Origin of the sequence: Sphingomonas sp. Leaf9 (genome assembly GCF_001421355.1) — a bacterium.
In the GTDB taxonomy this organism is placed as follows: domain Bacteria; phylum Pseudomonadota; class Alphaproteobacteria; order Sphingomonadales; family Sphingomonadaceae; genus Sphingomonas.
On sequence record NZ_LMKC01000001.1, the window covers coordinates 393293 to 415819 of the forward strand.

General features: G+C 66.8%; 27 protein-coding genes. 12 read left to right on the plus strand and 15 right to left on the minus strand.

Annotated features, from left to right (window positions below; genetic code table 11):
• Window positions 1-23: 23 nt before the first annotated feature.
• The 3 genes from ASE58_RS01905 to ASE58_RS01915 are packed head-to-tail and all read right to left on the minus strand — an operon-like array spanning window position 24 to window position 1929.
• A complete protein-coding gene (locus ASE58_RS01905; protein WP_055760460.1) occupies window positions 24-416 on the minus strand; it encodes an acyl-CoA thioesterase in 393 nt (130 codons plus the stop codon).
• Window positions 406-624, minus strand: a complete 219-nt coding sequence (locus ASE58_RS01910) for a hypothetical protein (protein ID WP_055817412.1) — start codon at window positions 622-624, stop codon at window positions 406-408. The genes ASE58_RS01905 and ASE58_RS01910 overlap by 11 nt, the downstream gene beginning before the upstream one ends.
• Window positions 625-1929, minus strand: a complete 1305-nt coding sequence (locus ASE58_RS01915) for a pyruvate dehydrogenase complex dihydrolipoamide acetyltransferase (RefSeq protein WP_055817414.1) — start codon at window positions 1927-1929, stop codon at window positions 625-627.
• A 128-nt stretch (window positions 1930-2057) separates the two neighbouring features.
• On the opposite strand from ASE58_RS01915, the gene ASE58_RS01920 reads away from it, so the two are divergent.
• On the plus strand, window positions 2058-2513 hold the full coding sequence (locus ASE58_RS01920; protein ID WP_055760453.1) for a universal stress protein: 456 nt from the start codon (window positions 2058-2060) through the stop codon (window positions 2511-2513).
• 402 nt (window positions 2514-2915) lie between these two features.
• The gene (locus tag ASE58_RS01925) at window positions 2916-4205 is read left to right on the plus strand and encodes a M20/M25/M40 family metallo-hydrolase (RefSeq protein WP_082467541.1); all 1290 of its coding nucleotides are present in this window, start codon (window positions 2916-2918) and stop codon (window positions 4203-4205) included.
• A gap of 3 nt (window positions 4206-4208) precedes the next feature.
• Here the strand turns inward: ASE58_RS01925 and ASE58_RS18175 are convergent, their stop codons facing one another.
• From ASE58_RS18175 to ASE58_RS01945, 4 genes are all read right to left on the minus strand, one after another.
• Window positions 4209-5294, minus strand: a complete 1086-nt coding sequence (locus ASE58_RS18175; protein WP_055817415.1) for an RcnB family protein — start codon at window positions 5292-5294, stop codon at window positions 4209-4211.
• Between the two features lie 121 nt (window positions 5295-5415).
• A complete protein-coding gene (locus ASE58_RS01935) occupies window positions 5416-5898 on the minus strand; it encodes a GAF domain-containing protein (protein ID WP_055817417.1) in 483 nt (160 codons plus the stop codon).
• A gap of 59 nt (window positions 5899-5957) precedes the next feature.
• Window positions 5958-6383: an alternative ribosome rescue aminoacyl-tRNA hydrolase ArfB gene (gene arfB / locus ASE58_RS01940; protein ID WP_055760444.1), complete on the minus strand. Its 426-nt coding sequence runs from the start codon at window positions 6381-6383 to the stop codon at window positions 5958-5960.
• A 1-nt stretch (window position 6384) separates the two neighbouring features.
• Complete coding sequence (locus ASE58_RS01945) at window positions 6385-7038, minus strand: RluA family pseudouridine synthase (protein WP_055760441.1); 654 nt, start codon at window positions 7036-7038, stop codon at window positions 6385-6387.
• 75 nt (window positions 7039-7113) lie between these two features.
• On the opposite strand from ASE58_RS01945, the gene ASE58_RS01950 reads away from it, so the two are divergent.
• Window positions 7114-7899, plus strand: coding sequence for a M15 family metallopeptidase (locus ASE58_RS01950; protein ID WP_200909278.1), 786 nt, complete (start codon window positions 7114-7116; stop codon window positions 7897-7899).
• 33 nt (window positions 7900-7932) lie between these two features.
• Here ASE58_RS01950 and ASE58_RS01955 read toward each other — a convergent pair whose 3' ends face one another.
• From ASE58_RS01955 to ASE58_RS01970, 4 genes are all read right to left on the minus strand, one after another.
• Window positions 7933-8280 (minus strand): hypothetical protein, encoded by a 348-nt coding sequence (locus ASE58_RS01955; protein WP_055817421.1) that lies wholly within the window; start codon window positions 8278-8280, stop codon window positions 7933-7935.
• Between the two features lie 94 nt (window positions 8281-8374).
• On the minus strand, window positions 8375-9358 hold the full coding sequence (locus tag ASE58_RS01960) for a glycoside hydrolase family 43 protein (RefSeq protein WP_200909279.1): 984 nt from the start codon (window positions 9356-9358) through the stop codon (window positions 8375-8377).
• A gap of 113 nt (window positions 9359-9471) precedes the next feature.
• Window positions 9472-10074: an NAD(P)H:quinone oxidoreductase gene (gene wrbA / locus ASE58_RS01965; protein WP_055817424.1), complete on the minus strand. Its 603-nt coding sequence runs from the start codon at window positions 10072-10074 to the stop codon at window positions 9472-9474.
• Between the two features lie 21 nt (window positions 10075-10095).
• Window positions 10096-10794: a pirin family protein gene (locus tag ASE58_RS01970; protein ID WP_055817426.1), complete on the minus strand. Its 699-nt coding sequence runs from the start codon at window positions 10792-10794 to the stop codon at window positions 10096-10098.
• 93 nt (window positions 10795-10887) lie between these two features.
• Here ASE58_RS01970 and ASE58_RS01975 point away from each other — a divergent pair, with 93 nt between their 5' ends.
• On the plus strand, window positions 10888-11790 hold the full coding sequence (locus ASE58_RS01975) for a LysR family transcriptional regulator (protein ID WP_055818118.1): 903 nt from the start codon (window positions 10888-10890) through the stop codon (window positions 11788-11790).
• A gap of 192 nt (window positions 11791-11982) precedes the next feature.
• The gene (gene ctrA, locus ASE58_RS01980) at window positions 11983-12684 is read left to right on the plus strand and encodes a response regulator transcription factor CtrA (RefSeq protein ID WP_055817428.1); all 702 of its coding nucleotides are present in this window, start codon (window positions 11983-11985) and stop codon (window positions 12682-12684) included.
• A gap of 197 nt (window positions 12685-12881) precedes the next feature.
• On the opposite strand, the gene ASE58_RS01985 is transcribed toward ctrA, so the two are convergent.
• The 3 genes from ASE58_RS01985 to ASE58_RS01995 all read right to left on the minus strand — a co-directional run bounded on the left by ASE58_RS01985 (window position 12882) and on the right by ASE58_RS01995 (window position 16195).
• A complete protein-coding gene (locus tag ASE58_RS01985) occupies window positions 12882-13550 on the minus strand; it encodes a L,D-transpeptidase family protein (RefSeq protein WP_055817431.1) in 669 nt (222 codons plus the stop codon).
• Between the two features lie 108 nt (window positions 13551-13658).
• Window positions 13659-15332 carry an amidohydrolase gene (locus ASE58_RS01990; RefSeq protein ID WP_055817433.1) on the minus strand — a complete coding sequence of 558 codons (1674 nt, stop codon included), beginning with the start codon at window positions 15330-15332 and terminating at the stop codon, window positions 13659-13661.
• The gene (locus tag ASE58_RS01995) at window positions 15329-16195 is read right to left on the minus strand and encodes an NAD(P)-dependent oxidoreductase (protein WP_055817435.1); all 867 of its coding nucleotides are present in this window, start codon (window positions 16193-16195) and stop codon (window positions 15329-15331) included. The genes ASE58_RS01990 and ASE58_RS01995 overlap by 4 nt, the downstream gene beginning before the upstream one ends.
• A 188-nt stretch (window positions 16196-16383) precedes the next feature.
• On the opposite strand from ASE58_RS01995, the gene ASE58_RS02000 reads away from it, so the two are divergent.
• The 4 genes from ASE58_RS02000 to ASE58_RS02015 all read left to right on the plus strand — a co-directional run bounded on the left by ASE58_RS02000 (window position 16384) and on the right by ASE58_RS02015 (window position 19290).
• The gene (locus tag ASE58_RS02000; RefSeq protein WP_055817436.1) at window positions 16384-17625 is read left to right on the plus strand and encodes a threonine ammonia-lyase; all 1242 of its coding nucleotides are present in this window, start codon (window positions 16384-16386) and stop codon (window positions 17623-17625) included.
• The gene (locus tag ASE58_RS02005; protein ID WP_055817438.1) at window positions 17622-18023 is read left to right on the plus strand and encodes a GFA family protein; all 402 of its coding nucleotides are present in this window, start codon (window positions 17622-17624) and stop codon (window positions 18021-18023) included. The genes ASE58_RS02000 and ASE58_RS02005 overlap by 4 nt, the downstream gene beginning before the upstream one ends.
• A 104-nt stretch (window positions 18024-18127) precedes the next feature.
• The gene (locus ASE58_RS02010; RefSeq protein ID WP_055760406.1) at window positions 18128-18889 is read left to right on the plus strand and encodes an arginyltransferase; all 762 of its coding nucleotides are present in this window, start codon (window positions 18128-18130) and stop codon (window positions 18887-18889) included.
• Window positions 18886-19290, plus strand: coding sequence for a hypothetical protein (locus ASE58_RS02015; RefSeq protein ID WP_055817440.1), 405 nt, complete (start codon window positions 18886-18888; stop codon window positions 19288-19290). Before ASE58_RS02010 ends, ASE58_RS02015 begins: the two co-directional genes overlap by 4 nt.
• 266 nt (window positions 19291-19556) lie before the next feature.
• On the opposite strand, the gene ykgO is transcribed toward ASE58_RS02015, so the two are convergent.
• Window positions 19557-19682 (minus strand): type B 50S ribosomal protein L36, encoded by a 126-nt coding sequence (ykgO, locus tag ASE58_RS02020; RefSeq protein ID WP_055755695.1) that lies wholly within the window; start codon window positions 19680-19682, stop codon window positions 19557-19559.
• Between the two features lie 189 nt (window positions 19683-19871).
• Between ykgO and ASE58_RS02025 the strand changes: the two genes are divergently transcribed.
• From ASE58_RS02025 to gpmA, 3 genes are all read left to right on the plus strand, one after another.
• Window positions 19872-20486, plus strand: a complete 615-nt coding sequence (locus tag ASE58_RS02025; protein ID WP_055817442.1) for a DUF4136 domain-containing protein — start codon at window positions 19872-19874, stop codon at window positions 20484-20486.
• Window positions 20483-21595 carry a M14 family metallopeptidase gene (locus tag ASE58_RS02030; RefSeq protein ID WP_055817444.1) on the plus strand — a complete coding sequence of 371 codons (1113 nt, stop codon included), beginning with the start codon at window positions 20483-20485 and terminating at the stop codon, window positions 21593-21595. The genes ASE58_RS02025 and ASE58_RS02030 overlap by 4 nt, the downstream gene beginning before the upstream one ends.
• Window positions 21596-21802: 207 nt before the next feature.
• Complete coding sequence (gene gpmA, locus ASE58_RS02035) at window positions 21803-22489, plus strand: 2,3-diphosphoglycerate-dependent phosphoglycerate mutase (protein WP_055817446.1); 687 nt, start codon at window positions 21803-21805, stop codon at window positions 22487-22489.
• The last annotated feature ends 38 nt before the right edge of the window (window positions 22490-22527 follow it).

Genomic DNA, 22527 nt, shown 5'->3' on the forward strand with positions numbered 1-22527 from the left:
AATTGCCGCACGATTGCCGTGCGTTAGCCCTCGATCGCCCGTGGTTTGCGGTGTTCGTCGATCGCGACGAACACGAACTGCGCCTCGGTCACCCGGCACGTCGCCTCGCCGAAGCGGTCGCGGCGCCAGGTTTCGACCTTGATCGTCATCGACGTCCGGCCGACCTTGATGAGATCGGCATAGACCGACAATTCGTCGCCGACCGCAACGGGCGCGTGGAACTGCATGGCATCGACCGCGATCGTGACCGCCCGCCCCCTGGCATGGCGCGCCGCGACCAGACCGGCGGCCATGTCCATCTGCGACATGATCCAACCGCCGAAGATATCACCATAGGGATTGGTGTCGGCCGGCATCGCGGTCACGCGCAGTGCAGGCTGGTCGCTCGGTGGCGTCGTGGCATTCTCAACGATCATGCGACACGCCCTTCACGCGTTCCTCGGCCATGGCCCGCTGCACCTGCCGGATGCCCAGCACCAGCACGACGACCATCGCCGCACCCGTCACCGTCCAGATGTCGCGCCGCCCCAGTGGATACGACCATGCCGACAGCGACCCGACCGCCCATGCCGCCGCGATCCCCGCGACGACATGCACGATCTCGGTCAGCAGCCGGGCGCGCATTTACGCGATCAGGCCGAGGGGCGACTCCACCAGCGCCTTGAACAGCTTCAGCATCTCGGCACCGTCCGCACCATCGATGGCGCGATGGTCGAAGCTGCCGGTCGCCGTCATCACGGTCGCCACGCCCAGCGCGTCGTCGACGATGTACGGACGCTTCTCCCCGGCACCGACCGCCAGGATCATGCCCTGCGGCGGGTTGATGACTGCTTCGAACTGCTTGATGCCGAACATGCCCATGTTGCTGAGCGACGCGGTACCGCCCTGATATTCCTCGGGCTTCAGCTTGTTCTCCTTGGCGCGGCCGGCCAGGTCCTTCATCTCGCTGCTGATCTTCGCCACGCCCTTGTTGGCGGCGTCGCGAATGATCGGGGTGATGAGGCCGGTCGGCGTCGACACCGCCACCGACACGTCGGCGCGCGAATACTGCACCATTTCGTTGCCGAGGAAGGTGACGTTGCACTTCGGGCTGTTTTCGAGGGCAACACCCAGCGCCTTGATCAGCAGGTCGTTGACCGACAGCTTCACGCCACGCGCGTCGAGCGACTTGTTGAGGTCGCCGCGCAGCTTCAGCAGCGCATCCAGACGGATATCGACCGTCAGATAGATGTGCGGCACCTGCTGCTTCGATTCGGTCAGGCGACGCGCGATCGTCTTGCGGATGTTCGACAGCTTTTCGACCGTGTGCGGGATCGAATCGTCGAACCACACGGCGGCGGGCTTGGGCGCTTCGGCGGCCGGGGCCGATGCAGCGGCCTGCGGTGCAGGTGCCGCGGCTTCCGACTTCGGCGCGCTCGCCTGACCCGGCTTGGCGCTCTCGACGTCCACCTTCACGATGCGGCCGTTCGGGCCGCTGCCGGTGACACCCGACAGGTCGAGGCCCTTGTCGGCCGCGATGCGGCGGGCCAGCGGGCTGGCCTTTACGCGGCTGCCATCGCTCGACGCGGCGGGCGCGGCAGGCGCCGGCTTCGCTTCAGGGGCAGGCGCGGCGGCTTCGGCCTTCGGAGCCTCTTCCTTCGGCGCATCGGCCTTGGCCGGTGCGCTGCCGATCGACGACGCGTCCTCGCCCTCTTCGAGCAGGATCGCGATGACCGCACCGACCTTCACATTGTCGGTACCCTCGGCGATCAGCACCTTGCCGATCGTGCCTTCGTCGACGGCTTCGAATTCCATCGTCGCCTTGTCGGTTTCGATTTCCGCCATGATGTCGCCGGACTTGACGGTATCACCTTCCTTCACCAGCCATTTGGCCAGCGTCCCCTCTTCCATGGTGGGGGACAGGGCGGGCATCTTGATCTCGATCGGCATGGGGCAGAGTGGTCCTCTCAGGCTCGTCGCGCCTCTTCGCTGTCGGACGGCTCCCGGTCAAGCCCCGGCACGATCTTGCGTCATCGGCATCAACCGGCGCATGAACCGTAGCGTCAGGGGAAGATGCGATGCGGACATATCTGGTGGTCGTCGACGAAAGTCCGGAAAGCGCGGTCGCGCTGCGCTTCGCCGCGCGTCGTGCGGTGAAGACCAATGGTGGCGTCGAAGTGCTGGCACTGGTCGAACCGCAGGAATTCGCGCCCTGGGGCGGCGTGCAGGCGACGATCGAGGAAGAGGCGAAGGAGCGCGCCGAGGCATTGGTACAGGCAGCGGCGGGTACGCTGATCGCCGAATCGGGGCTGCAACCGCATCTGACGGTAAAGATCGGCGAAGGCCCGCGAATCGTGCGCGACATGATCGCCGCCAATCCCGAGATTGCCGCACTGGTGCTGGGCGCCGCCGCCACCGGATCGCCGGGGCCGCTGGTCACCCATTTCGCCGGGACCGATGCCGGCGCCCTGCCCGTGCCGCTGATGATTATTCCCGGCAGCCTCGACCGGGCGGGTATCGATCGCCTGAGCTGACGCATAGTCAGCCGCCGTTCATCAGGCGGCACCTAGTCGATGCTTGCGGAATACCGTGCGGGGGAGAGCAGCGATTCGCGCTCGATCCCCCGCGGGCTGCTGCTGTTCGCCGGGTATCCGGCACATCCTCTCTTATAATTCAGCGCAGCGCTGGCGGAGGTCCGTTAGCGCGAGCCGGGCACAAAAAAAAGGGCCGGCGAACCGACCCTTGAAAAGTTTTAGGAGAGGATGCCTGAAAGGCACAGTCGTTGTGCACCGCAACCGGATGGTTAGCAATTGCAAAAAACGAAACCAAACATTCAATTTATGCATCAACCCTACTCATCGGGTAGGTTTTAGGTGGCGATGGGTATCGCAGGAAACCGGTTGAGCGGACCCGCATAACGCGGCATCCTCCCGGAAATGCGCATGATTTTGCTCCTGCCCGCCCTGATCCTCGCCACCGCCGCCGGTGCGCGTGACACCCCCCGCCCCGACCGACTCCGTGCCGATGTGGCCACGCTGGTCGGGTTCGGCACGCGCCACACCGCGTCCGATCCCGATCATCCGACCCGCGGGATCGGCGCGGCGCGGCGCTGGTTCGCGAACGAACTGACCCGAATCGGGGCGAACTGCGGCAATTGCATCACCGTGGCCAATATCGCGCGCGGCTTCACCGGCCCCCGTGCGCCGACCGGGGTCAACGTCGTCGATGTGCTCGGCTTCCAGCAGGGCCGCGATCCGAAGCGGGTCGTGATCGTGATGGGCCATATCGACAGCCGGGTCAGCGACGTGATGGACGCGAAGAGCGACGCGCCGGGCGCCAATGACGATGCGTCGGGCGTCGCGCTGGTGCTGGAAACCGCGCGGCTGTTATCGAAGGAAAAATTCGACGCCACCATCGTCTATGCCGCGCTGTCCGGTGAGGAACAGGGGCTGTGGGGCGCACAATTGCTGGCCGATACCGCGAAGGAGCGCGGCTGGACCGTCACCGCCGTGCTCAACAACGATATCGTCGGCAACACCATCGGGCAGGACGGGCGCAAGGTCGCCGACCGGATCCGCGTCTTTTCCGAAGGGATTCGCGCCTCCGAATCGATCGAGCAGCAGATCGCCCGCCGCGCCGCCGGGGGCGAGGATGACGGCCCGTCGCGCGCGCTGGCCAAGACGGTCGATGCCGTCGCGACCGGCCTTCCCGGCGGGCTCGACGTGTTCCTCGATCGCCGCCCCGACCGCTTCGGACGCGGCGGCGACCACGAACCATTCCTGAAGCTCGGCTATCCCGCGATCCGCTTTTCGGTCGGGGTCGAGAATTACGACGCGCAGCACCAGGACCTGCGCAGCGAGGGCAAGCGCGTCTATGGCGATACGATCGACCGGATGGACTTCGCCTATCTGGCAAAGGTGACCGCGATCAACGCGGCGACCATCGCCCGGCTGGCCGCCGCGCCCGGCGCGCCGACCAGCGCCTCGATCGAGGGGGCGCTGTCGACCGACACCACCGTCCGCTGGCAACCGGTGGCGAATGCGGCGGGCTATCGCATCCGCTGGCGGCGCAACGATGCGCAGGACTGGACGAACAGCCGCGACGTCACAGGTAGCGAAGCGGTGCTGAAGGGGGTGATCGTCGACGACCATTTCGTCGCCGTCTCCGCCCTGTCGGCATCGGGCGCGGAGAGCGTACCGACCTTCGCCGGTCGCGCCCCGCGCTGATCGTCACCGCCGCAGCAGTTTCGACCGATGCGCCCGCCGCGGCGAAGGGCGGCGCGTTTCATAGGTGACGACCTCCTCGGTCGTGGTCGTCGTCACCGGCGCATTCTGGATCGTGACCGTGGTGACGGTGCGCGGCGGGTAATAATAGCCATCGGCGATATAGCCGCCTGGCCCTTCGGTCGTGGTCGTCGTAGTATAGCTGCGCGCGACCGGCGCCGCGCCGACGTGCCGCTCGACATAGCCGCCACGCGGGCTGGGGCGGATCGGCTGCACCTCCTCGCGCATCGGGCCGAACACGACACCGGGCGCATCGTCATAATAGCCATCGTCGGGCGCGACCGGCACGTCCCCGCCCGGCAGCGGATAGTCGGCTCCATAGCCCCGCTGCACAGGCGGCGGAGGCGGCGGCGGCGGCGCGCGGCGATCTTCGGCACGGTCGATCGCGGTCCCGGCCAGCGCGCCGCCCCCTGCCCCGATCAGCGTCCCGCCCAGCCGGTTGCCGCGCCCGGCGATGACGTTGCCGGCAACGCCGCCCGCGACGCCACCGATCACCGCCCCGCCGACTCCATCGTCACGCCGCGCGACCGGCGGCGGCGGAGGGGGCGGCGGCGGAGCGTCGTTCTCGGCAAGATACCGGTCATAGGCCCGGTCATCGCGGACATAGCGGCCCGTGTCGCGCGCATCCCAATCGATGCCGCGCCGATAATCGACCACCCGCCCGTCGCGATCGGCCAGCACCGCATCGTCATAATAACGATACCAGCCGTAACCCGCCTGCGGTCGGCTGAGCCCATAGGCCGGCCAATCCTGAACAAAGAAGCTGGGCGCGACCCAATAGCGCGGCATCACCCAACCGCGCGCCGGCGTGCGATAGGCCGCCCAGCCACCCGGCGCATAATAGCCGCCATACCAGCGCCCGCGCACCTTCCCGCCCCAGCGTGGGCCGGGCAGGTTCACGCGTGGCTGTCCGGCCGCAATTCCCGGCCGCCCCGGCCGCGCCTCGGGCGATTGTCCGACGCGCGGCTGCGCCTCGGCGGCACCGGTCGAGGCAAGGATCGCCGCAATGGCGGCAAGGGTCGGCGTTCGCATCGTCGGGCAGGCTCCCTGGTACGCGGCTCACCCCGCGCTATGGTTGCCCAAACCTTACCACGCACCCCGGTTCCCGGCCAATCCGGCGATTGCCGGCCCGACCGTCCCGCGGCGGGGCAGATCAGCCGATCCTTGGGCCCAGCAACGCCACCAGCGCCTCGCATCCCGCCTGGTCCTCGGCATCGAACCGGCCGGGCAGCGGGCTGTCGAGGTCGAGCACCCCGATCAACCGGTCGCCGACGACGATCGGCACCACCAGCTCGCTGCGGCTGTCGGCGTCGCAGGCGATGTGGCCGGGAAAGGCGTGGACATCGGCGACCAGCTGCGTCGTGCGCGTCTCCGCCGCCGTCCCGCACACGCCGCGCCCCATGGCGATGCGGATGCACGCCGCCTTCCCCTGAAACGGCCCCAGCACCAGTTCGTCCTGCGCCAGCCGATAGAAACCGGCCCAGTTCAGGTCGGGCAGATACTGCATCAGCAGCGCCGACGCGTTCGCCATATTGGCAATGGCGTCATTCTCCCCGGCGGTCAGCGCATCGAGTGCGGACAGCAGGTCGCGGTACAGGTCGCCCTTGGCGCCGGCGGAAATATCGAACTGGTACATGGGGCGTTATGTAGCGCCGGAGGCGCCCGGCACAATCCTCCCCGCTCGCGGGGAGGATTTCAGTCCATCCGAACCTTCCCCCGCCCGGCCTTCACCTGCGACCTACCCTTCTTCGCATCCACCCGCCGAACCTGTGACGCCTTGGTCGGCTTGGTCGCGCGGCGCTTCTTGGGCACGATTGTCGCCTCGCGGATCAGCTCGAACAGCCGCTCGCGCACCTCGCGCCGGTTCATCTCCTGCGAGCGCGAGGCATCGGCGCGCAGCGTCAGCACGCCCTCCTTGGTCAGCCGCGATCCGGCCAGCGCCGCCAGCCGATGCTTCACCGCCTCGGGCAGCCCCGGCGATGCCACCACGTCGAAGCGCAGCAACACCGCGCTGTCGGTTGTGTTCACATGCTGCCCGCCCGGCCCCGACGCACGGGTAAAGCTCTCGACCAGCTCGCCGCTGTCGATCGAGATCGACCGGGTAATCGGGATGCGCGGCAAATCAGGCCTCGTCGAACCCCGCCGCGACGAAGCTCCTCGGCCACGGTGCGGTCACGTCGATCGCCGGCTTGTTGTCGCGCGGCACCATCAGCCCGACGGCGTGGAGCAACATGCCGTGCCGCCCGCCCCGGCCATAGACCGGATCGCCCGCGACCGGGCAGCCCAGCCCCTCGGCCATGTGCACGCGAATCTGGTGGGTGCGGCCCGTTTCGGGAAACAGTGCGATCAGCGCCTGATCGCCCACGGTGCGCAGCACGCGCCAGTTGGTCCGCGCCGGCTTGCCCTTCGCATCGCCGACCATCCGCCACCCGGCCTCGGCGGTGCTGACCTTGGCCAGCGGCAGGTCGATCTCACCCGATTCGCCCGCCGGAATCCCGTCGAGGATCGCGAGGTAGCGCTTCGTCACCCGCCCCTGTTCGAATGCCTGCTGGAACCGGGCATGCGCCTTGGGATTGCGCGCGAGCAGCAGGCACCCACTGGTATCGCGGTCCAGCCGGTGGACCGGCGTCGGTTCGCGTTGAAAGGTGAAGCGGAGTTCGTCCGCACGCCCGACGATGCTCGGCGATCCGTCGCGCGGCGGATCGACCGGCAGGCCGGCAGGTTTGTCGAGGACGATCGCCTCTCCGTCGATGAACAGTACCAGGTCGTCAAGCATTGCGCTCCCTTGCCATCGTTGGCGACGCCATGCCAGTGCGCTTGGGGTGTCGTGCCGACCCAGCCGGAGACTTTCGTGCGCCGAACCACCCTCGCCCGCCTGTTGCCGCCGCTGAGCCTGCTTGCCGCCTGCGCCCCGACCACCACGCCCGCGCCACCGGTCGCGGTGCCGACCCCGGCGCCTGCCCCGACGCCGGTCGCACCACCGCGCATCACCGCTTTGCCGCCCGCCGGCCCGACCGGCCCGGTCGAACTGTGCGGGCGCGGGACGGTACAGCGTACCGGCGACGGCCGGCTGTTCAACCATTTCCCCTATCCCGACATGCCCGCGACCGCGCTGGTCGACGCACCGGCGGCGCTTGGGCAATCGTGCAAGATCCATCCGGCGATGGCCGCCGACCTCACCCGCCTGCTCGCCGCCGCCGATGGCGATCCGGCGATCGCGGGCACGCTGCGCGCCGTGTCGTGCCACCGTTCCGAAGCCTTGCAGCGCCAGACCTTTTGCGGCGGCATCGGCATGAACGGATCGGGCAGCTTCGCCGAACGCGCCTGGGCGTCCGCGCCACCGGGGCATAGCGAGCATTCGACCGGCTATGTCATCGACTTCGGCACCAGCACGTCGCCCGCCTGCAACGCCGAAGCCTGCTTCGCCGCCACCCCCGCCGGCCGCTGGCTCCGCGCCAATGCCGCGCGCTTCGGCTTCGAAATGTCGTTCCCGGCGGGCAACCGGCAGCAGGTGAAGTGGGAGCCGTGGCACTGGCGCTGGGTCGGCACGGCGGCGACCGAAGCCGGCGCGGCACCGGCGCGGTCGCTGTTCCTGCAGGCGCGGACCCGGTTTCCGGCGGAGCCGAAGGTCGATTAGGCGTCGACCACTCCACGATCCGGTGTCGAGGATTCAGCGAAACTCGTGAATTACCTCAATGGGACCGACGATAGCGGCGTTGAAGGCATCCATCTCCTCCGCCGGTATCCAATATTCCCGGTGCGCTTTTCCACCGGCATCCTGCACCTGATAGCGGCGAAGATACGCGCGCAGAACCTCGAACCGGGTAACATACCCCGAGCCACTTTCCCGAACATTCCAATCCCGCGCGATCTTCACCGCATATTCCTCGGTCACCACGGGATAGAAGATGGGCTGTTCCGGCAATCGAGGAGGAAACGCCGACATGCCGCTCTCCGCAATCAGGCGCAGTTCGACCGGGCCGACCGGTCGCCACAAGGTGATGGTATCCTCTGTCATCCGGCAAGCCTAGACACGACCAAACGCGTTTTCCACCTATCTCCACGCAGCCCTAGTCAGCACCTGACCGCAGACCGGGCAACGCATGATTGCCTCACCGCGTCGGCGCAGTAACCCCCGCATCCGTCTGCACCACCGGCCGCATCGTCCCGTCCGCGTTGTACCGCAGCCGCTCAACCGTCACCGCTCGCCGCCCGATCGCGCCGTTCAGGTCGCCGATCGCCAGCGTCGCATTGTGCAGGAACAGGTACCAGTCGCCCTTATATTCGACGATCCCCGGATGGATGGTGAAGCTGTACTTGCCCGATCCGGTCAGCTCCCCGCGATAGGTCCATGGCCCCTTGATCGACGGTGCCGTCGCATAGGACACGCGCTCGTCGCGATGCTTCGACCGGTCGAGCGAGGCATAGGTCAGGTAATAGGTGCCGTTCCGCGCATGCAGCCACGGCCCCTCTTCAAAATGCGGCGGGGTGATCTCGGTGATCGGCCCGTCGATCTCGATCATGTTGGGCTTCAGCTTCGCGATATAGCATTGCCGGTTGCCCCATGCGATCCAGGTCGTGCCGTCCTTGTCGGTGAAGACGGTCGGGTCGATATCTTCCCAGCTGTGCATGCCCTTGGGCGTCATCTGGTTGGTGATGAGCGCCGATCCCTTCGCATCGACGAACGGCCCGGTCGGCTTGTCCGACACCGCCACCGCGATCGCCTTGCCCGGATGGGTGTCGTCATGCTCGACAGCAGCATAGAACCAGTATTTGCCGTTTTTATAGATTGCCTGGCTGGCCCAGGCATCGGCCTTCGCCCATTTGAAATCGGCGACCTTCATGATCGGACCATGGTCGGTCCAATGGCGCATGTCGGTGGTCGAATAGACCAGCCATTCGCGCATGTTGAACATTTCGTCGCGCTGCGCCTGATCGTGCCCGACGTACAAATACAGCCGGTCGCCGACGACCAGCGGCGCGGGGTCGGCGGTGAACTTGTCGCGGATGATCGGGTTGCTGCCCGGCACCGGCCGTTCCTGCGCGCCCGCAACGCCCGCCACCAGCAACGCAGCCCACAACGCTATCCCGCGCATATCCCTCTCCATCATCGTTCTTTGCAACGATGATAGCCGATAGCGCTAACAATCCAACCGGTTGCCGCCAGTAAAACTGCGGGGCGACCCATCAGGCCGCCCCGCGTGTCGCCTTATCCGAACACCTTGGTCGCCAGCTCGGCGATACGCTTGCCCTGATAGCGCGCGCCGCCCAGTTCGACCTCGGTCGGCTGACGGCTGCCATCGCCCGCCGCGATCGTCGACGCGCCATAGGGGGTGCTGCCGTTCACTTCGTCCAGCCCCAGATGGCCTTCATAGCCATAATCGAGGCCGACGATGGTCAGGCCATGATGCATCAGGTTGGTGATGATCGAGAACAGCGTGGTTTCCTGCCCGCCATGCTGCGATGCGGTCGAGGTGAAGGCCCCGCCGATCTTCCCGACCAGTCCGCCCTTGGCCCAGATGCCGCCGGTCGTGTCCCAGAACGCCGCCATCTGGCTCGACATCCGGCCGTACCGGGTCCCGGTGCCGACGATGATCGCATCATACTTCGTCAGCTCATTGGGATCGGTCAGCTCGGCATGATGGTCCGCGACCTGGAAACCCGCCGACTTGGCGACCTCCTCGGGTGCGGTTTCACGCACGCGGCGGACGTCCACCTCGGCACCGGCGGCGCGGGCGCCCTCGGCCACCGCATCGGCCATCTTCGCGATATGGCCATAGGACGAATAATACAGGACCAGAACCTTCGACATGTGCAGCTACTCCCTCGCGGATTATTCGGAATCGACCAGGACGATTTCGGCGTCCTCGGTCGCGGTGATGGTGACGGTCTGCCCACCCGACAGCGCGGCCCCGTCGCGCGCCTGAAAGGCTACGCCGTCGATGGTGATCGCGCCGGTCGCAGCGACCAGATAGGCGTGACGCCCTTCGCCCACGCTATGTTCCACGCTTTCCCCGGCCTTCAGCGTCGCACCCAGCACCCGCGCCTCCGCCCGGATGCGCAGCGCGTCGCCGTCATCGTCATATCCGCTGGCCAGCGTGACGAATCGGCCCGAGCGCTCCCCCTTCGGGAACGGCTTGGCACCCCATGCCGGCGCGCCGCCCTTCTGGCGCGGCTCGATCCAGATCTGGAAGATGCGGGTCGTCTCCGGCTCGAGGTTGTATTCGGCATGGCGGACACCGGTGCCGGCGCTCATCACCTGTACGTCGCCCGCCGTCGTGCGGCCCTTGTTGCCCAGCGAGTCCTGGTGGGTGATCGCGCCGGAGCGGACATAGGTGATGATCTCCATGTCCTTGTGCGGGTGCGGCGGAAAGCCGCTGTTCGCGGCGATCTCGTCGTCGTTCCACACCCGGATCGCGCCCCAGCCCATGCGGCTGGGATCGTAATAATTGGCGAAGCTGAAATGGTGGCGGGCGTTCAGCCAGCCATGATCGGCATGGCCCAGGCTGGTGAAGTCACGTTTGTCGATCATCGTCGATCTCCTTGCTTGACCCCCAAGATAAGCGCGCCGATCATGTCGTAAATGGAAACGTCGGAAACCGATCGTTTCGCGGATGGAGGGGTAATGCGTCTTCCCGATTTCGAAGCCTGGGCGATGTTCGCCTGCGTCGTCGAACACCGATCGTTCAGCGCCGCGGCCCAGTCGATCGGCGTGTCGAAGGCCACGGTGTCGAAGGCGGTGGCCCGGCTGGAGACTTCGCTTGGCACCACCCTGTTCCACCGCACCTCGCGCCGCCTGACGCTGACCGACGCCGGGCAGTCGCTCGCCGAGCGCGCCGGGCGCATCCTGGCCGAGGCACAGGCGGCGGAGGAACAGGCGCGCGACGCCGCCGCCGCGCCGACCGGACTCGTCCGCATGGCCGCGCCGATGTCGTTCGGCCTCGCCCATGTCGCCCCGGCGATCGCCGACTTCCTCGAACAACATCCCGGCGTGGAGATCGACCTCACGCTGTCCGATGCGAAGGTCGATATCGTGGCCGAGGGGATCGACGTCGCGCTGCGCATCGCCGACCTGCCCGACAGTTCGCTGCGCGCCCGCCGCCTCGCCCCCGTCGCGATTCGCATCGTCGCCGCGCCGACCTATTGGGATCGGCGCGGCCGGCCGACGCATCCCGCCGATCTGGGCGACCATGCCTGTTTCGGCTATACCAACCTGCCCAGCGCCATCTGGCATTTCCGGCGCGGCGAAGAGGAGGTCGCGGTGCGCCCGACCGGGCCGCTGGCCACCAACAATGGCGAAGCGCTGCTGCCCGCGCTGTGCGCCGGACTGGGCGTCGCGCGGCTGCCCGACTTTCTGGTCGATGCCGATATCGCCGCCGGGCGGCTGGAACCCGTCCTGCCCGACTGGAATAGTGGCAGCGTCGCGCTGCACCTCCTCACCCCGCCGGGCACGCTGCGTCCGGCGCGGGTCGAGGCGCTGATCGACTTCTTCGCCGAACGCTTCCGCCGCAGCTGCAACCAGCGTTAATTTTGCTAAATCTTTTCTTCGGCCTGCCGTTTACCACAACAGAACCCTTCGTTCCGCTTAACCAACGGAATTTACGAAGTGTTTTCGATTAGGCAAAAATTAACCTTTTGCCTTCATAGGTGTTTACGGTAATGTTTTTGCTGCGCGCGGCTCAGGGACGACAGCGCGCCGCGAAACGGGGGATGTAGGCCGATGCGCGTGCTGTTGATCGAGGACGAGCCGACGACCGCCAAGGCGATCGAGCTGATGCTCACGACCGAGGGGTTCAACATCTACACGACCGATCTGGGCGAAGAAGGCCTCGATTTGGGCAAGCTGTATGATTACGACATCATATTACTCGATCTGAACCTGCCCGACATGCACGGGTACGATGTTCTGAAGAAGCTGCGTGTCGCACGGGTACAGACCCCGGTGCTGATCCTGTCGGGCGTCAACGAAATGGATTCGAAGGTCCGCTCGTTCGGCTTCGGTGCCGACGACTACGTGACCAAGCCGTTCCACCGCGAGGAACTGATCGCGCGCATCCACGCCGTCGTCCGCCGGTCGAAGGGGCATTCGCAGTCGGTCATCCGCACCGGCAAGCTCTCGGTGAACCTCGATGCCAAGACGGTCGATGTCGACGGCGCGCGCGTCCACCTGACGGGCAAGGAATATGCGATGCTGGAGCTGCTCTCGCTCCGCAAGGGCACGACCCTGACCAAGGAAATGTTCCTCAACCATCTCTATGGCGGGATGGACGAACCGGAACTGAAGATCATCGACGTCTTCATCTGCAAGCTGCGCAAGAAGCTCAGCATGGCCTGCGAAGGCGACAATTATATCGAGACGGTCTGGGGCCGCGGCTATGTGCTGCGCGAACCCGATGAAATGGTCGAGGCCGCGGTCGCGTAACGCGGTCCGCCTCCCGACCCATCCATTCCCAGCCCGTTCGGTTCGAGCAGCTTCGAGCTTGTCGAGAAGCGCCCGTCGAGAACGGGGCAGACACCCCCACCAAACGAGCTTTCGTATCCCCGCGCAGACGGGGATCCAGGGTAACGAGGCGATACGCTTGCGGCTCTGGATTCCCGCCTGCGCGGGGATACGGCCACTTACGCCGTGATCGCGCCGCCCATGTTCAGCCGCTTGCCGTTGGTGATGATCACCCGGTCGCCGAGCTTCGCTGCCCCGAACAGCTTCTTCGCAAACGCGGTCGGCACCCCGATACAGCCATGCGTCGCGCCGCCTTCCTGCACATCGCTGCCGTGAATCGAGATACCGTCATTGGTCAGCCGCAGCATGTACGGCATCGGCGCGCCATACAGGTTGCTGACGTGATCGGCGTCCTTCTCGGTAATCTTCAGCGCGCCCAGCGGCGTGGGTTTCCAGTCGGCACCATATAGCACCACCGCCGCGCCGATCTCATAGCCATCGCGAAACACCGACAGCACCTGCGCATCGAGGTCGATGGTGACGATCAGCTTCCCGCTGGCCGGCGCACCCTCCTCGTCCCATACCCAGCGGCCGTGGGTGAACGGCCCTTCGATGTTCAGCACGCGCCGGACGACCATCGCCTCCGGCGCGGGCGTCGACACGGCAACCGGAGTCGCGACGGGCATGGGCGCGGGCGCGGGTTTTGCCGCCGCGACCTTCACAACCGGCTTGGCGGAAACCGGCGCGGGGCGCTCGGCGCTGAGCAGCATCGCTGCCCCGCCCGCCGTGGCCCCGACCACACCGACCAGCACTGCCACACCCAACCCGGCTCGCAACGAAACGCCCATCACTCCTCCTGTCGCCCGCCAATGTAGGGCAAGCGGAGCCGCGACACACCCCGGCAATCCGGGACGTGCCAGGATGGCACGTTAATCCTCTCCAGAATGGGGAGGAAATTATCGTCCGCTATCGACCTTCGGCACGTCCTTCAGCGGCCACGCCTTGTACCCGCCGACCCACGTTTCGATCACCCGCGTCGCGCGCAGGTCGGCCGGCGTCGCCGCCACCGGATCGCGATCGACCACGATGAAGTCCGCCTTCTGCCCCGGCAGCAGCGACCCGAACTTCTGCTCGGCAAAGCCTGCGAACGCCGCGTCCTGGGTAAACGCCTTCCACGCCTGTTCGCGCGTCACCTTTTCCTCGGGCCGCCAGCCGCCCGGCGGCTGCCCGTTCGCGTCCTCGCGGGTTAAGGCCGCTGCCCAACCGACGAAGGGGTTCGGGTTCTCAACCGGATAGTCCGACCCGAACGCCAGCCGCCCGCCGTCGCGCAGGACGGTCGCCCACGCATAGGCCCCGGCCAGCCGCGCCGGCCCCAGCCGCGCCTCCGCCATCGTCCGGTCGCCGGTCGCATGGACCGGCTGCATCGACGCGATGATCCCGTTCTTGCCCAGTCGCGGCAGGTCGGCGGGGTCGAGCACCTGCGCATGTTCGATCCGCCAGCGCCGATCGTCCTTATACGACGACGCCAGCTCGTCGATCGCGTCCAGCACCTGCCGGTTCGCGCGGTCGCCGATCGCATGGATCGCGAACTGGAACCCGTCCATCGTGCCCCGGCTCAGCAGGTTCAGCAGCGTCGTGTCGTTGATGAACGACAGCCCGGTCTGCTTCGGCGCATCGCTATACGGCGCCTTCAACCACGCCCCGCGCGATCCCAGCGCGCCATCGGCATACAGCTTGATCCCGCCCATGCGCAGCCGGTCGCCGTACAGCCACGGCGTCGGCCCGGCCCCGGCGATGGTCAGCGCGGGTTCAAGGCCCGCGGCATAGCTCATGATCCGCACCCGCAGCTGGCCGATATCGCCCATCCGGCGGAACACTATCCAGTCGTCGACCGACGTGCCCATGTCCGCCGTCGCGGTGATGCCGGTCGACAGCAACAGCTCCTGCGCCTTCAGGAACGCGGCGTTACGTTCGCGCGGGGACGGCTTGGGCCTGGCCGCATCGAACAGGCTGGCGGCATTGTCGACGAACACGCCCGATGGCTGTCCGTTCGGCAGCAATTCGATCCGCCCGCCCGCCGGGGCGACGGTCTTCGCGGTAATCCCCGCCGCCTTCATCGCCGCGCTGTTCGCCCATACCGCATGGCCATCGGCACGTTCCAGCAGCACCGGCTTGTCACCCGCCGCCGCGTCCAGTTCGGCAGCGGTCGGGAAGCGGCCTAGCCCCCACGCTTCCTGGTTCCAGCCGCCGCCCAATATCCACTGCCGATTGCCGTTGCTGCGCGCATAGGACTGGATCGCGGACTGCGCGTCGCTCAACGACTTCGTGGTCGACAGGTCGAGTTCGAGCGCGCGATACCCCAGCGACATGACGTGCCCATGCGCGTCGATCATGCCCGGCATCACGATCTTGCCGGCCATGTCGCTGCGCCAGTCGAGCTTCTTCGGCGCCTTCTCGCCCTTCGGCACCAGCCGGACGACCTTGCCGTCCTTGTCGACCAGGATGCCGCCGAAGCGCACCACCTGTCCCCGCGAATCCAGCGCCACGCCGTTGACGTTGTCGATCAGGCCATCGGCCTGCGCGGTCCCGGCGAGCAGCAGCGCGGCAAGGGTAAGTGCCGCCCGCCTCACTTCGCGATCCTCCGCACCAGCGCGCTGGTATCCTGCCGCCCGCCACCCATCGCCTGCACCTGCGCATAGAATTGATCGACCAGCGCGGTCACCGGCAACGTCGCGCCGTTGCGCCGCGATTCATCGAGCGCAAGGCCCAGGTCCTTGCGCATCCAGTCGATCGCGAAGCCGAAATCGAACTCTTCCTTTGCCATGCTCGGCCAGCGATTGACCATCTGCCAGCTCTGCGCCGCGCCGCCCGACACAGCCTCCAGCACCTTGTCGAGATCGAGGTCGGACGCCTGCGCGAACCGCAACGCTTCGGACAGCCCGCCCAGCACGCCCGCGATGCAGATCTGGTTGACCATCTTGGTCGTCTGCCCCGCCCCCGCGTCGCCGACATGCACGATCCGCTGGGCATAGGCGGTCATCAACGGCTCGGCAGCGGCAAAGGCTTCGGCCGAACCGCCGCACATGATCGACAGCTTGCCGTTCTCCGCGCCAGCCTGTCCGCCCGACACCGGCGCGTCGAGCACCAGCAGCCCCTTGGCCGCCCCCGCCTCGGCCAGTTCGCGCGCGATTGCCGCCGATACGGTGGTATGGTCGGCAAACAGCGCGCCGGGCTTCATCGCCCCGAACACGCCATCCTCGCCCAGAGTCACCTGCCGCAGATCGTCGTCATTGCCGACACAGGCGAGCACCGCGTCCGCCCCGTCCGCCGCAGCCGCCGGCGTGTCCGCGACCTGGCCGCCATGCTTCGCCGCCCAGCCATCGGCCTTGGCACGGGTGCGGTTGTAGACAGTGACCTGATGGCCGGCGGAGATCAGGTGTCCGGCCATGGGAGCGCCCATGACGCCGGTACCGATGAATGCGAGTTTTGCCATGGGGCGGGGGTGTAGGAGGTAAGCGCGGGGCCGTACAGCCACCGGGCGTTCCAAAGGCAAAATCCACCCGTTTTCCGCTCGGTTCGAGCAGCTTCGAGCCTGTCGAGAAGCGTCCGTCGAGAAGCCGGTCGATCGGGCTACCCCCTCCCCGCCTTTTCCTTCGCGCCCAAATCGGCTACCCGCCCGCGATGGCTACCAACCCGATCGCTCCGCCCGCCCTGCCCCTCACCGTCGACGATGTTCGTGGCGCGGCGATGCGTATCGGCGGCTCGATCGTCCGCACGCCGACCCTTATCAGCCGCACCCTGTCCGACCTGACCGGCGCGACCGTCTATCTGAAATTCGAAAATCTTCAGTTCACCGCCGCTTACAAGGAACGTGGCGCGCTCAACACCCTGCTGCAGCTCGACGAAGCTACCCGTGCGAAGGGCGTGATCGCCGCGTCCGCCGGCAACCATGCGCAGGGCCTCGCCTATCACGGCAACCGGCTGGGCGTGCCGGTGACCATCGTCATGCCGCGCCCGACTCCGACCGTGAAGGTCATGCAGACGCAGAGCCACGGCGCGACCGTGGTGCTGGAGGGGGAGACGTTCGACGCGGCCTATGCCCATGCCCGCAAGCTGGAGGCCGAACAGGGGCTGACCTTCGTCCACCCCTTCGACGATCCGCGCATCATGGCAGGGCAAGGCACCGTCGCGCTCGAAATGCTGGCGGACGTGCCGGAGCTCGACACGCTGGTCGTGCCGATCGGCGGCGGCGGCCTCATCAGCGGCATCGCGACCGTCGCGAAGGCAGCGGATCGCCCGATCGAAGTCATCGGCGTACAGGCCGAGCTGTTCCCGTCGATGTACAACCGCCTGCACGGCACCGACATGGACTGCGCCGGCGATACGCTGGCCGAGGGGATCGCGGTCAAGCAGCCCGGCGGCCTGACCGCGCAGGTCGTCGCCGCGCTGGTCGACGACATCGTGCTGGTCAGCGAACGCCAGCTGGAAGAGGCCGTCAGCCTGCTGGTCCAGATCGAAAAGACCGTGGTCGAGGGCGCCGGTGCCGCCGGCCTCGCCGCGCTGCTCGGCCATGGCCAGCGGTTCAAGGGCAAGACCGTTGGCATCGTCCTGTGCGGCGGCAATATCGACACCCGCCTGCTCGCCAACGTGCTGCTGCGCGATCTCGCCCGCTCGGGCCGGCTCGCCCGCCTGCGCATCCGGTTGCAGGACCGCCCCGGCGCGCTGTTCCACGTTGCCAAGATCTTCCACGAACACACCGTCAACATCATCGAGGTCTATCACCAGCGCGTCTTCACGACGCTGCCGGCCAAGGGCCTCATCACCGACATCGAATGCGAAACCCGCGACCGCGCGCATCTCGACCGGCTGGTCGAGGGCCTGCGCGCCGGGGGGTATGAAGTGAGCACGGTCGAACTGGCATGACCGACGCCATCACCGGCGCCTGCCTGTGCGGGGCCTGCCGCTACCGCACCGACGCGCCGGTGATGAACGTGCGCACCTGCCACTGCCATCGCTGCCAGCGCGCGACCGGCAGCGCCTTTTACGCGCGGGTGATGGTGCCGCTCGCCTCGGTCACGATCGACGGGCCGGTGCGCTGGCATGACGGCGGCACCGGCGTCCGGCGGGGCTTCTGCCCCACCTGTGGGTCGATCATGTTTTCGGAACGGGCAGCGGCCGGCACGATCGGCCTGGCCATCGGCACGCTCGACCATCCCGAACGCTTCGCACCCACCGAACATATCTGGGTATCGGCGAAGCAGCCGTGGCTGGTGTTGGCCGATGGCGTGCCGCAATTCGCCGAAGGGCCGCCGGCCACCTGATCGCTTGCGGAAAATTCGCGGTTAACGCGCTTTTCGCCACGTCTTGTCATCGCCATATCCACCGCGTCATTCTATCGGGGACGCCCGATCCGAAGGAGCAATGGGTGACCGCGCCGTTTCGATTCCCCCGGTTCTTCGTCACCTCGCCCGCGCCCTGCCCCTATCTGCCGGGGCGGCAGGAGCGGAAGGTATTCACCGAACTGAGCGGCGACAATGCGGACGAACTGAACGAGGCGCTGGGCCGGATCGGCTTTCGCCGCAGCCAGTCGGTCGCCTATCGCCCCAGCTGCGTCGGGTGCAGCGCCTGCGTATCGGTGCGCGTCGTCGCCGGTGATTTTTCGATGAACGCGACACAGCGCAAGCTGATGCGCCGCCACGCCGATCTCGACATCCGCGCCTGCAAGCCATGGGCGACCGACGAACAGTTCCGCCTGCTGCGCCGCTACCTGACGGCGCGCCACCCCGGCGGCGGCATGACCGCAATGGACGAATCGGACTTTGCCGACATGGTTGAACATTCGCCGGTCACGTCCTGGGTCATCGAATATCGCGAGCCTGCCGTCGACGGCGTACCCGGCCGGCTGGTCGGCGCGTGCATCACCGACGAACAGGCCGACGGGCTGTCGATGGTCTACAGCTTCTTCGAAACCGACGACGACGCCCGGCCGGGCCTGGGCAACTTCATCATCCTCGACCATATCCGCCGCGCGCGGGCCAGCGGCCTGCCGCATGTCTATCTCGGCTATTGGGTGCAGGGATCGCCGCGCATGGCCTACAAGACGCGCTATCGCCCGCTGGAGGTGCTGGGACCGACCGGCTGGGCATTGCTCGACGATCCGGCCCCCACCGCGCGCGTCCCGGCATGAGCGCCGCGCTCCTCGCCCTAGCACTGGCGGTCCAGCCGGCCGCCGGGCTGGAGCAGCGCCGCGCGACCATCGTCCAGTTCGAAATCAAGCTGGCGACCGGCCTGTCGCCCGCGCAGGAGGCCGCCGCGACCGCGGTCTTTGCCGCCGACACCCGCACTATCCGCCGCTGCGCCGATGCCGGCACGATCGGTGCGCGGTACAAGGCGGAACGGCGCTTTTCGGGATCGATCACCGAACGCCGCAACACCGCGTTCGCCGCGATCCCGATCGACCTGCGCCGCGAGCTGGACAAGGTGCCGACCGGACACGCCACACGAGTCTTCGGATCGCCCGGCGTCCGCCGCGTACTGATCGCCTGCACTTTGCCGAAGGTGCCGGTAGCGCGACAGGGCACGGTGTAGCGCAGTACAATCGGCCTGCACTCGCACGACCGGCGGTTCGAGGTCGCTTACCCCACCCTCGCCATTCCCGCGAAGGCGGGAATGAATAACCCCAGACGCCAGCGAAAGAGTCGCAACGTCAGCATCGATAGCCTCCCGCCTTCGCGATAGTGACGGCGGATAGGATAATTCAACGGCACCAACACGAACAGGCACCCGACCCAAATGGGCCGGATGCCTGTTCGAAACCCAATATCGGACAGGCCGTCGGCCCGCCCGATGCCGAATCAGCCCTGACGGGCCTTGAAGCGGCGGTTGGTTTTGTTGATGACGTAGATACGCCCACGACGACGGATCACGCGGTTGTCCCGGTGACGATCCTTGAGCGACTTCAGCGAATTGACGATCTTCATGGGAACGGCTCTCAAACGGCAAAGAGGCCGCTCGCACGGCCGGAAAAGAGGCGTCCAGCTATCGCCACGCGCCCGCTTCGTCAAGACGCAACCGCTGCAACGCATCGAAACACTTGCGCAATGAACCCATAGCATCATCTGGCGCGTTATGTGCTTTGGATGAACCGTGGCTGTTTCGGGGTAGATGACATGAAGAAGGCGTTGGGTTTCGGACTGGCGGCAGTTGCCGCATTGCTGGCGAGCGGCTGCACCACCGGCGGATCGCGGGTCAGCCCGGTCGACGTCACCCGTTTCCACCTGAACCAGCCGATCGCGAAGGGCAGTTTCTCGATCGAACCGGTCCAGACCAACATGACCGCGACCCCTGAATTCCAGACCTACGGCAATGCCGTTGCGCGTGAGCTCGAAAAGCTCGGCTTTGCCCGTGCCGGTACGCAGCCGTCCGACCTGATCGTCGGTGTCGCCTTCACCCGCGGGACCAAGGGGTTCGTCGAAAAGCGCGCACCGGTATCGATCGGCATCGGCGCGGGCGGCGGTGGCGGCGGCTGGCGTGGCGGCGGCGTGGGCCTGGGTGGCGGACTCGGCTTCGGCCTGGGCGGTGGCCAGCGCGAGGTGATCGGCGCCGAACTGGCAGTCCAAATTCGCCGTCGTGCCGACAGCACCACCGTCTGGGAAGGGCGCGCGGTCACCGATTCGCTGGAAAGCACGCCCGGCGCGCAGCCGGTATTTCAGGCCGATCGGCTGGCCAATGCGCTGTTCCGCAACTTCCCAGGCGAGTCGGGAATCACTACGACGGTGAAATGAGCATCACCATCAACGCCGCGTTCGACAGCGGCAACATCCGCGTCGTCGCCATACAGGGCGATGTGATCGACCTCGATATCGTCGCCGATCACCAGTCCGACTTCTACCAGTGGTTCCACTTCCGCGTCGCCGGGGCGCGGGGGCGGACCCTGACCTTCCGCATCATCAATGCCGGCGGCTCGGCCTACGCCTTCGGCTGGCCGGGCTACCGCACCCGGATGAGCACCGACCGGCAGGCGTGGCGGCAGGTCGATACCGACTATGCCGATGGCGTGCTGACCTTCACCGCGACGATCGACACCGACCTCGCATGGTTCGCCTATTTCGCGCCCTATTCCATGGAGCGCCACGACGACCTGATCGCCCGCATTGCTACGCAGCCCGGCGTCGCCCACCGCGAACTGGGCCAGACGCTGGACGGCCGCGCGATCGATTACCTGACGCTCGGCGAAGGCCCGCTGCAGGTGTGGGCCTATGCCCGCCAGCATCCCGGCGAATCGATGTGCGAATGGTTCATGGAAGGGCTGCTGGAGCGGCTGACCGACCCGAACGACGCGCTTGCTGCCGACCTGCGCACCCGCATGACCTTCCACTGCGTGCCCAACATGAATCCCGACGGCTCGTTCCGCGGCCATCTGCGCACCAATGCCGCCGGCGTGAACCTTAACCGCGAATGGCACGCGCCCACCCCCGACCGCAGCCCCGAAGTGTTGTGCGTCCGCAACCGCATGGACGAAACCGGCGTCGACATCGCGATCGACGTACATGGCGACGAAGCGATTCCCGCCAACTTCATCGCCGGCTACGAAGGCATTCCCAACTGGACCGACGACCACGGCGCCCGCTTCACCGCGTTCGGCGCGGCATGGGCGGCGGCGACGCCGGAGTTCCAGACGAAGCTCGGCTATCCGGTGTCCGCGCCGGGTCAGGCGAACCTGTCGATGTCGACCAACCAGCTCGCCAATCGCTTCGGCGCACTCAGCATGACGCTGGAAATGCCGTTCAAGGATCACGACGAAAATCCCGATCCGGAATTCGGCTGGTCCCCCGAACGCTCGAAGGCGCTGGCGCATAGCTGGCTGGAAGTGCTGGCGAACTTTACGGCATAGACTCCTCTTCTTCGTACCCCCGCGCAGGCGGGGGTACGGAGCCACACGCACCATGGCTCGCCAATGCAACCCCGGCCCCCCGCCTGCGCAGGGATAAAGCCTATCTCCTGCGGCTACTCGAAATGCGCTTGCGAAGAGCACCGCCACCCGGTTCCTCTCGCGCACACTTTGGGCTAGGTGCACCGCAACAACAGCAATGGAGGCCCCATGCCCACGCTCGTCCTGATCCGCCACGGCCAATCGGCCTGGAACCTCGAAAACCGCTTCACCGGGTGGTGGGACGTGAACCTGACCGAGCAGGGCGAGGCGGAAGCCAAGGCGGCCGGCGAGCTGCTGGCCGCCAAGGGGCATGATTTCGACCAGTGCTTCACCAGCTTCCAGACGCGCGCGATCAAGACGCTGAACATCGCACTGGAATCGATGGGCCGCCTGTGGCTGCCGGTCGAAAAGGACTGGCGCCTGAACGAGCGGCATTATGGCGGCCTGACCGGTCTGGACAAGGCGGAGACCGCCGCACGCCACGGTGACGAACAGGTAAAGATCTGGCGCCGCAGCTTCGACGTGCCGCCGCCCCTGCCCGAAGCCGACAGCCCATGGGACCTGTCGGCCGACCGCCGCTATGCCGGGATCGACATCCCCCAGACCGAAAGCCTGAAGGACACGATCGACCGCGTGCTCCCTTATTGGGAAAGCCGCATCGCGCCCGAACTGAAGGCCGGCAAGCGCGTCCTGATCTCGGCCCACGGCAACTCGCTGCGCGCGCTGGTCAAGCACCTGTCGAACATTCCCGATGCCGACATCACCGGCCTCGAAATCCCGACCGGCCAGCCGATCGTCTACGAACTGGCGGATGATCTGACGCCGACCGACCGGTATTATCTGAACGAACGGTAAGGGGGCGTCGCCCTTCTTTCCTGGAAATCCGTTCGGTT

Bases quoted from the DNA above. Each gene is read 5' to 3' on its own strand.
- ASE58_RS01955 (WP_055817421.1), bottom strand. From the start codon at position 8,280: ATGACAGAGGATACCATCACCTTGTGGCGACCGGTCGGCCCGGTCGAA.
- ASE58_RS01975 (WP_055818118.1), top strand. From the start codon at position 10,888: ATGCGTCTTCCCGATTTCGAAGCCTGGGCGATGTTCGCCTGCGTCGTC.
- ASE58_RS01985 (WP_055817431.1), bottom strand. From the start codon at position 13,550: ATGGGCGTTTCGTTGCGAGCCGGGTTGGGTGTGGCAGTGCTGGTCGGT.
- ASE58_RS01915 (WP_055817414.1), bottom strand. From the start codon at position 1,929: ATGCCGATCGAGATCAAGATGCCCGCCCTGTCCCCCACCATGGAAGAG.
- ASE58_RS02015 (WP_055817440.1), top strand. From the start codon at position 18,886: ATGAGCGCCGCGCTCCTCGCCCTAGCACTGGCGGTCCAGCCGGCCGCC.
- ASE58_RS01945 (WP_055760441.1), bottom strand. From the start codon at position 7,038: ATGCTTGACGACCTGGTACTGTTCATCGACGGAGAGGCGATCGTCCTC.
- ctrA (WP_055817428.1), top strand. From the start codon at position 11,983: ATGCGCGTGCTGTTGATCGAGGACGAGCCGACGACCGCCAAGGCGATC.
- ASE58_RS01995 (WP_055817435.1), bottom strand. From the start codon at position 16,195: ATGGCAAAACTCGCATTCATCGGTACCGGCGTCATGGGCGCTCCCATG.
- ykgO (WP_055755695.1), bottom strand. From the start codon at position 19,682: ATGAAGATCGTCAATTCGCTGAAGTCGCTCAAGGATCGTCACCGGGAC.
- ASE58_RS02005 (WP_055817438.1), top strand. From the start codon at position 17,622: ATGACCGACGCCATCACCGGCGCCTGCCTGTGCGGGGCCTGCCGCTAC.
- ASE58_RS01970 (WP_055817426.1), bottom strand. From the start codon at position 10,794: ATGATCGACAAACGTGACTTCACCAGCCTGGGCCATGCCGATCATGGC.
- ASE58_RS02025 (WP_055817442.1), top strand. From the start codon at position 19,872: ATGAAGAAGGCGTTGGGTTTCGGACTGGCGGCAGTTGCCGCATTGCTG.
- ASE58_RS01920 (WP_055760453.1), top strand. From the start codon at position 2,058: ATGCGGACATATCTGGTGGTCGTCGACGAAAGTCCGGAAAGCGCGGTC.
- ASE58_RS02030 (WP_055817444.1), top strand. From the start codon at position 20,483: ATGAGCATCACCATCAACGCCGCGTTCGACAGCGGCAACATCCGCGTC.
- gpmA (WP_055817446.1), top strand. From the start codon at position 21,803: ATGCCCACGCTCGTCCTGATCCGCCACGGCCAATCGGCCTGGAACCTC.
- ASE58_RS01905 (WP_055760460.1), bottom strand. From the start codon at position 416: ATGATCGTTGAGAATGCCACGACGCCACCGAGCGACCAGCCTGCACTG.
- ASE58_RS02000 (WP_055817436.1), top strand. From the start codon at position 16,384: ATGGCTACCAACCCGATCGCTCCGCCCGCCCTGCCCCTCACCGTCGAC.
- ASE58_RS01960 (WP_200909279.1), bottom strand. From the start codon at position 9,358: ATGCGCGGGATAGCGTTGTGGGCTGCGTTGCTGGTGGCGGGCGTTGCG.
- ASE58_RS01910 (WP_055817412.1), bottom strand. From the start codon at position 624: ATGCGCGCCCGGCTGCTGACCGAGATCGTGCATGTCGTCGCGGGGATC.
- ASE58_RS01935 (WP_055817417.1), bottom strand. From the start codon at position 5,898: ATGTACCAGTTCGATATTTCCGCCGGCGCCAAGGGCGACCTGTACCGC.
- ASE58_RS01925 (WP_082467541.1), top strand. From the start codon at position 2,916: ATGCGCATGATTTTGCTCCTGCCCGCCCTGATCCTCGCCACCGCCGCC.
- wrbA (WP_055817424.1), bottom strand. From the start codon at position 10,074: ATGTCGAAGGTTCTGGTCCTGTATTATTCGTCCTATGGCCATATCGCG.
- ASE58_RS18175 (WP_055817415.1), bottom strand. From the start codon at position 5,294: ATGCGAACGCCGACCCTTGCCGCCATTGCGGCGATCCTTGCCTCGACC.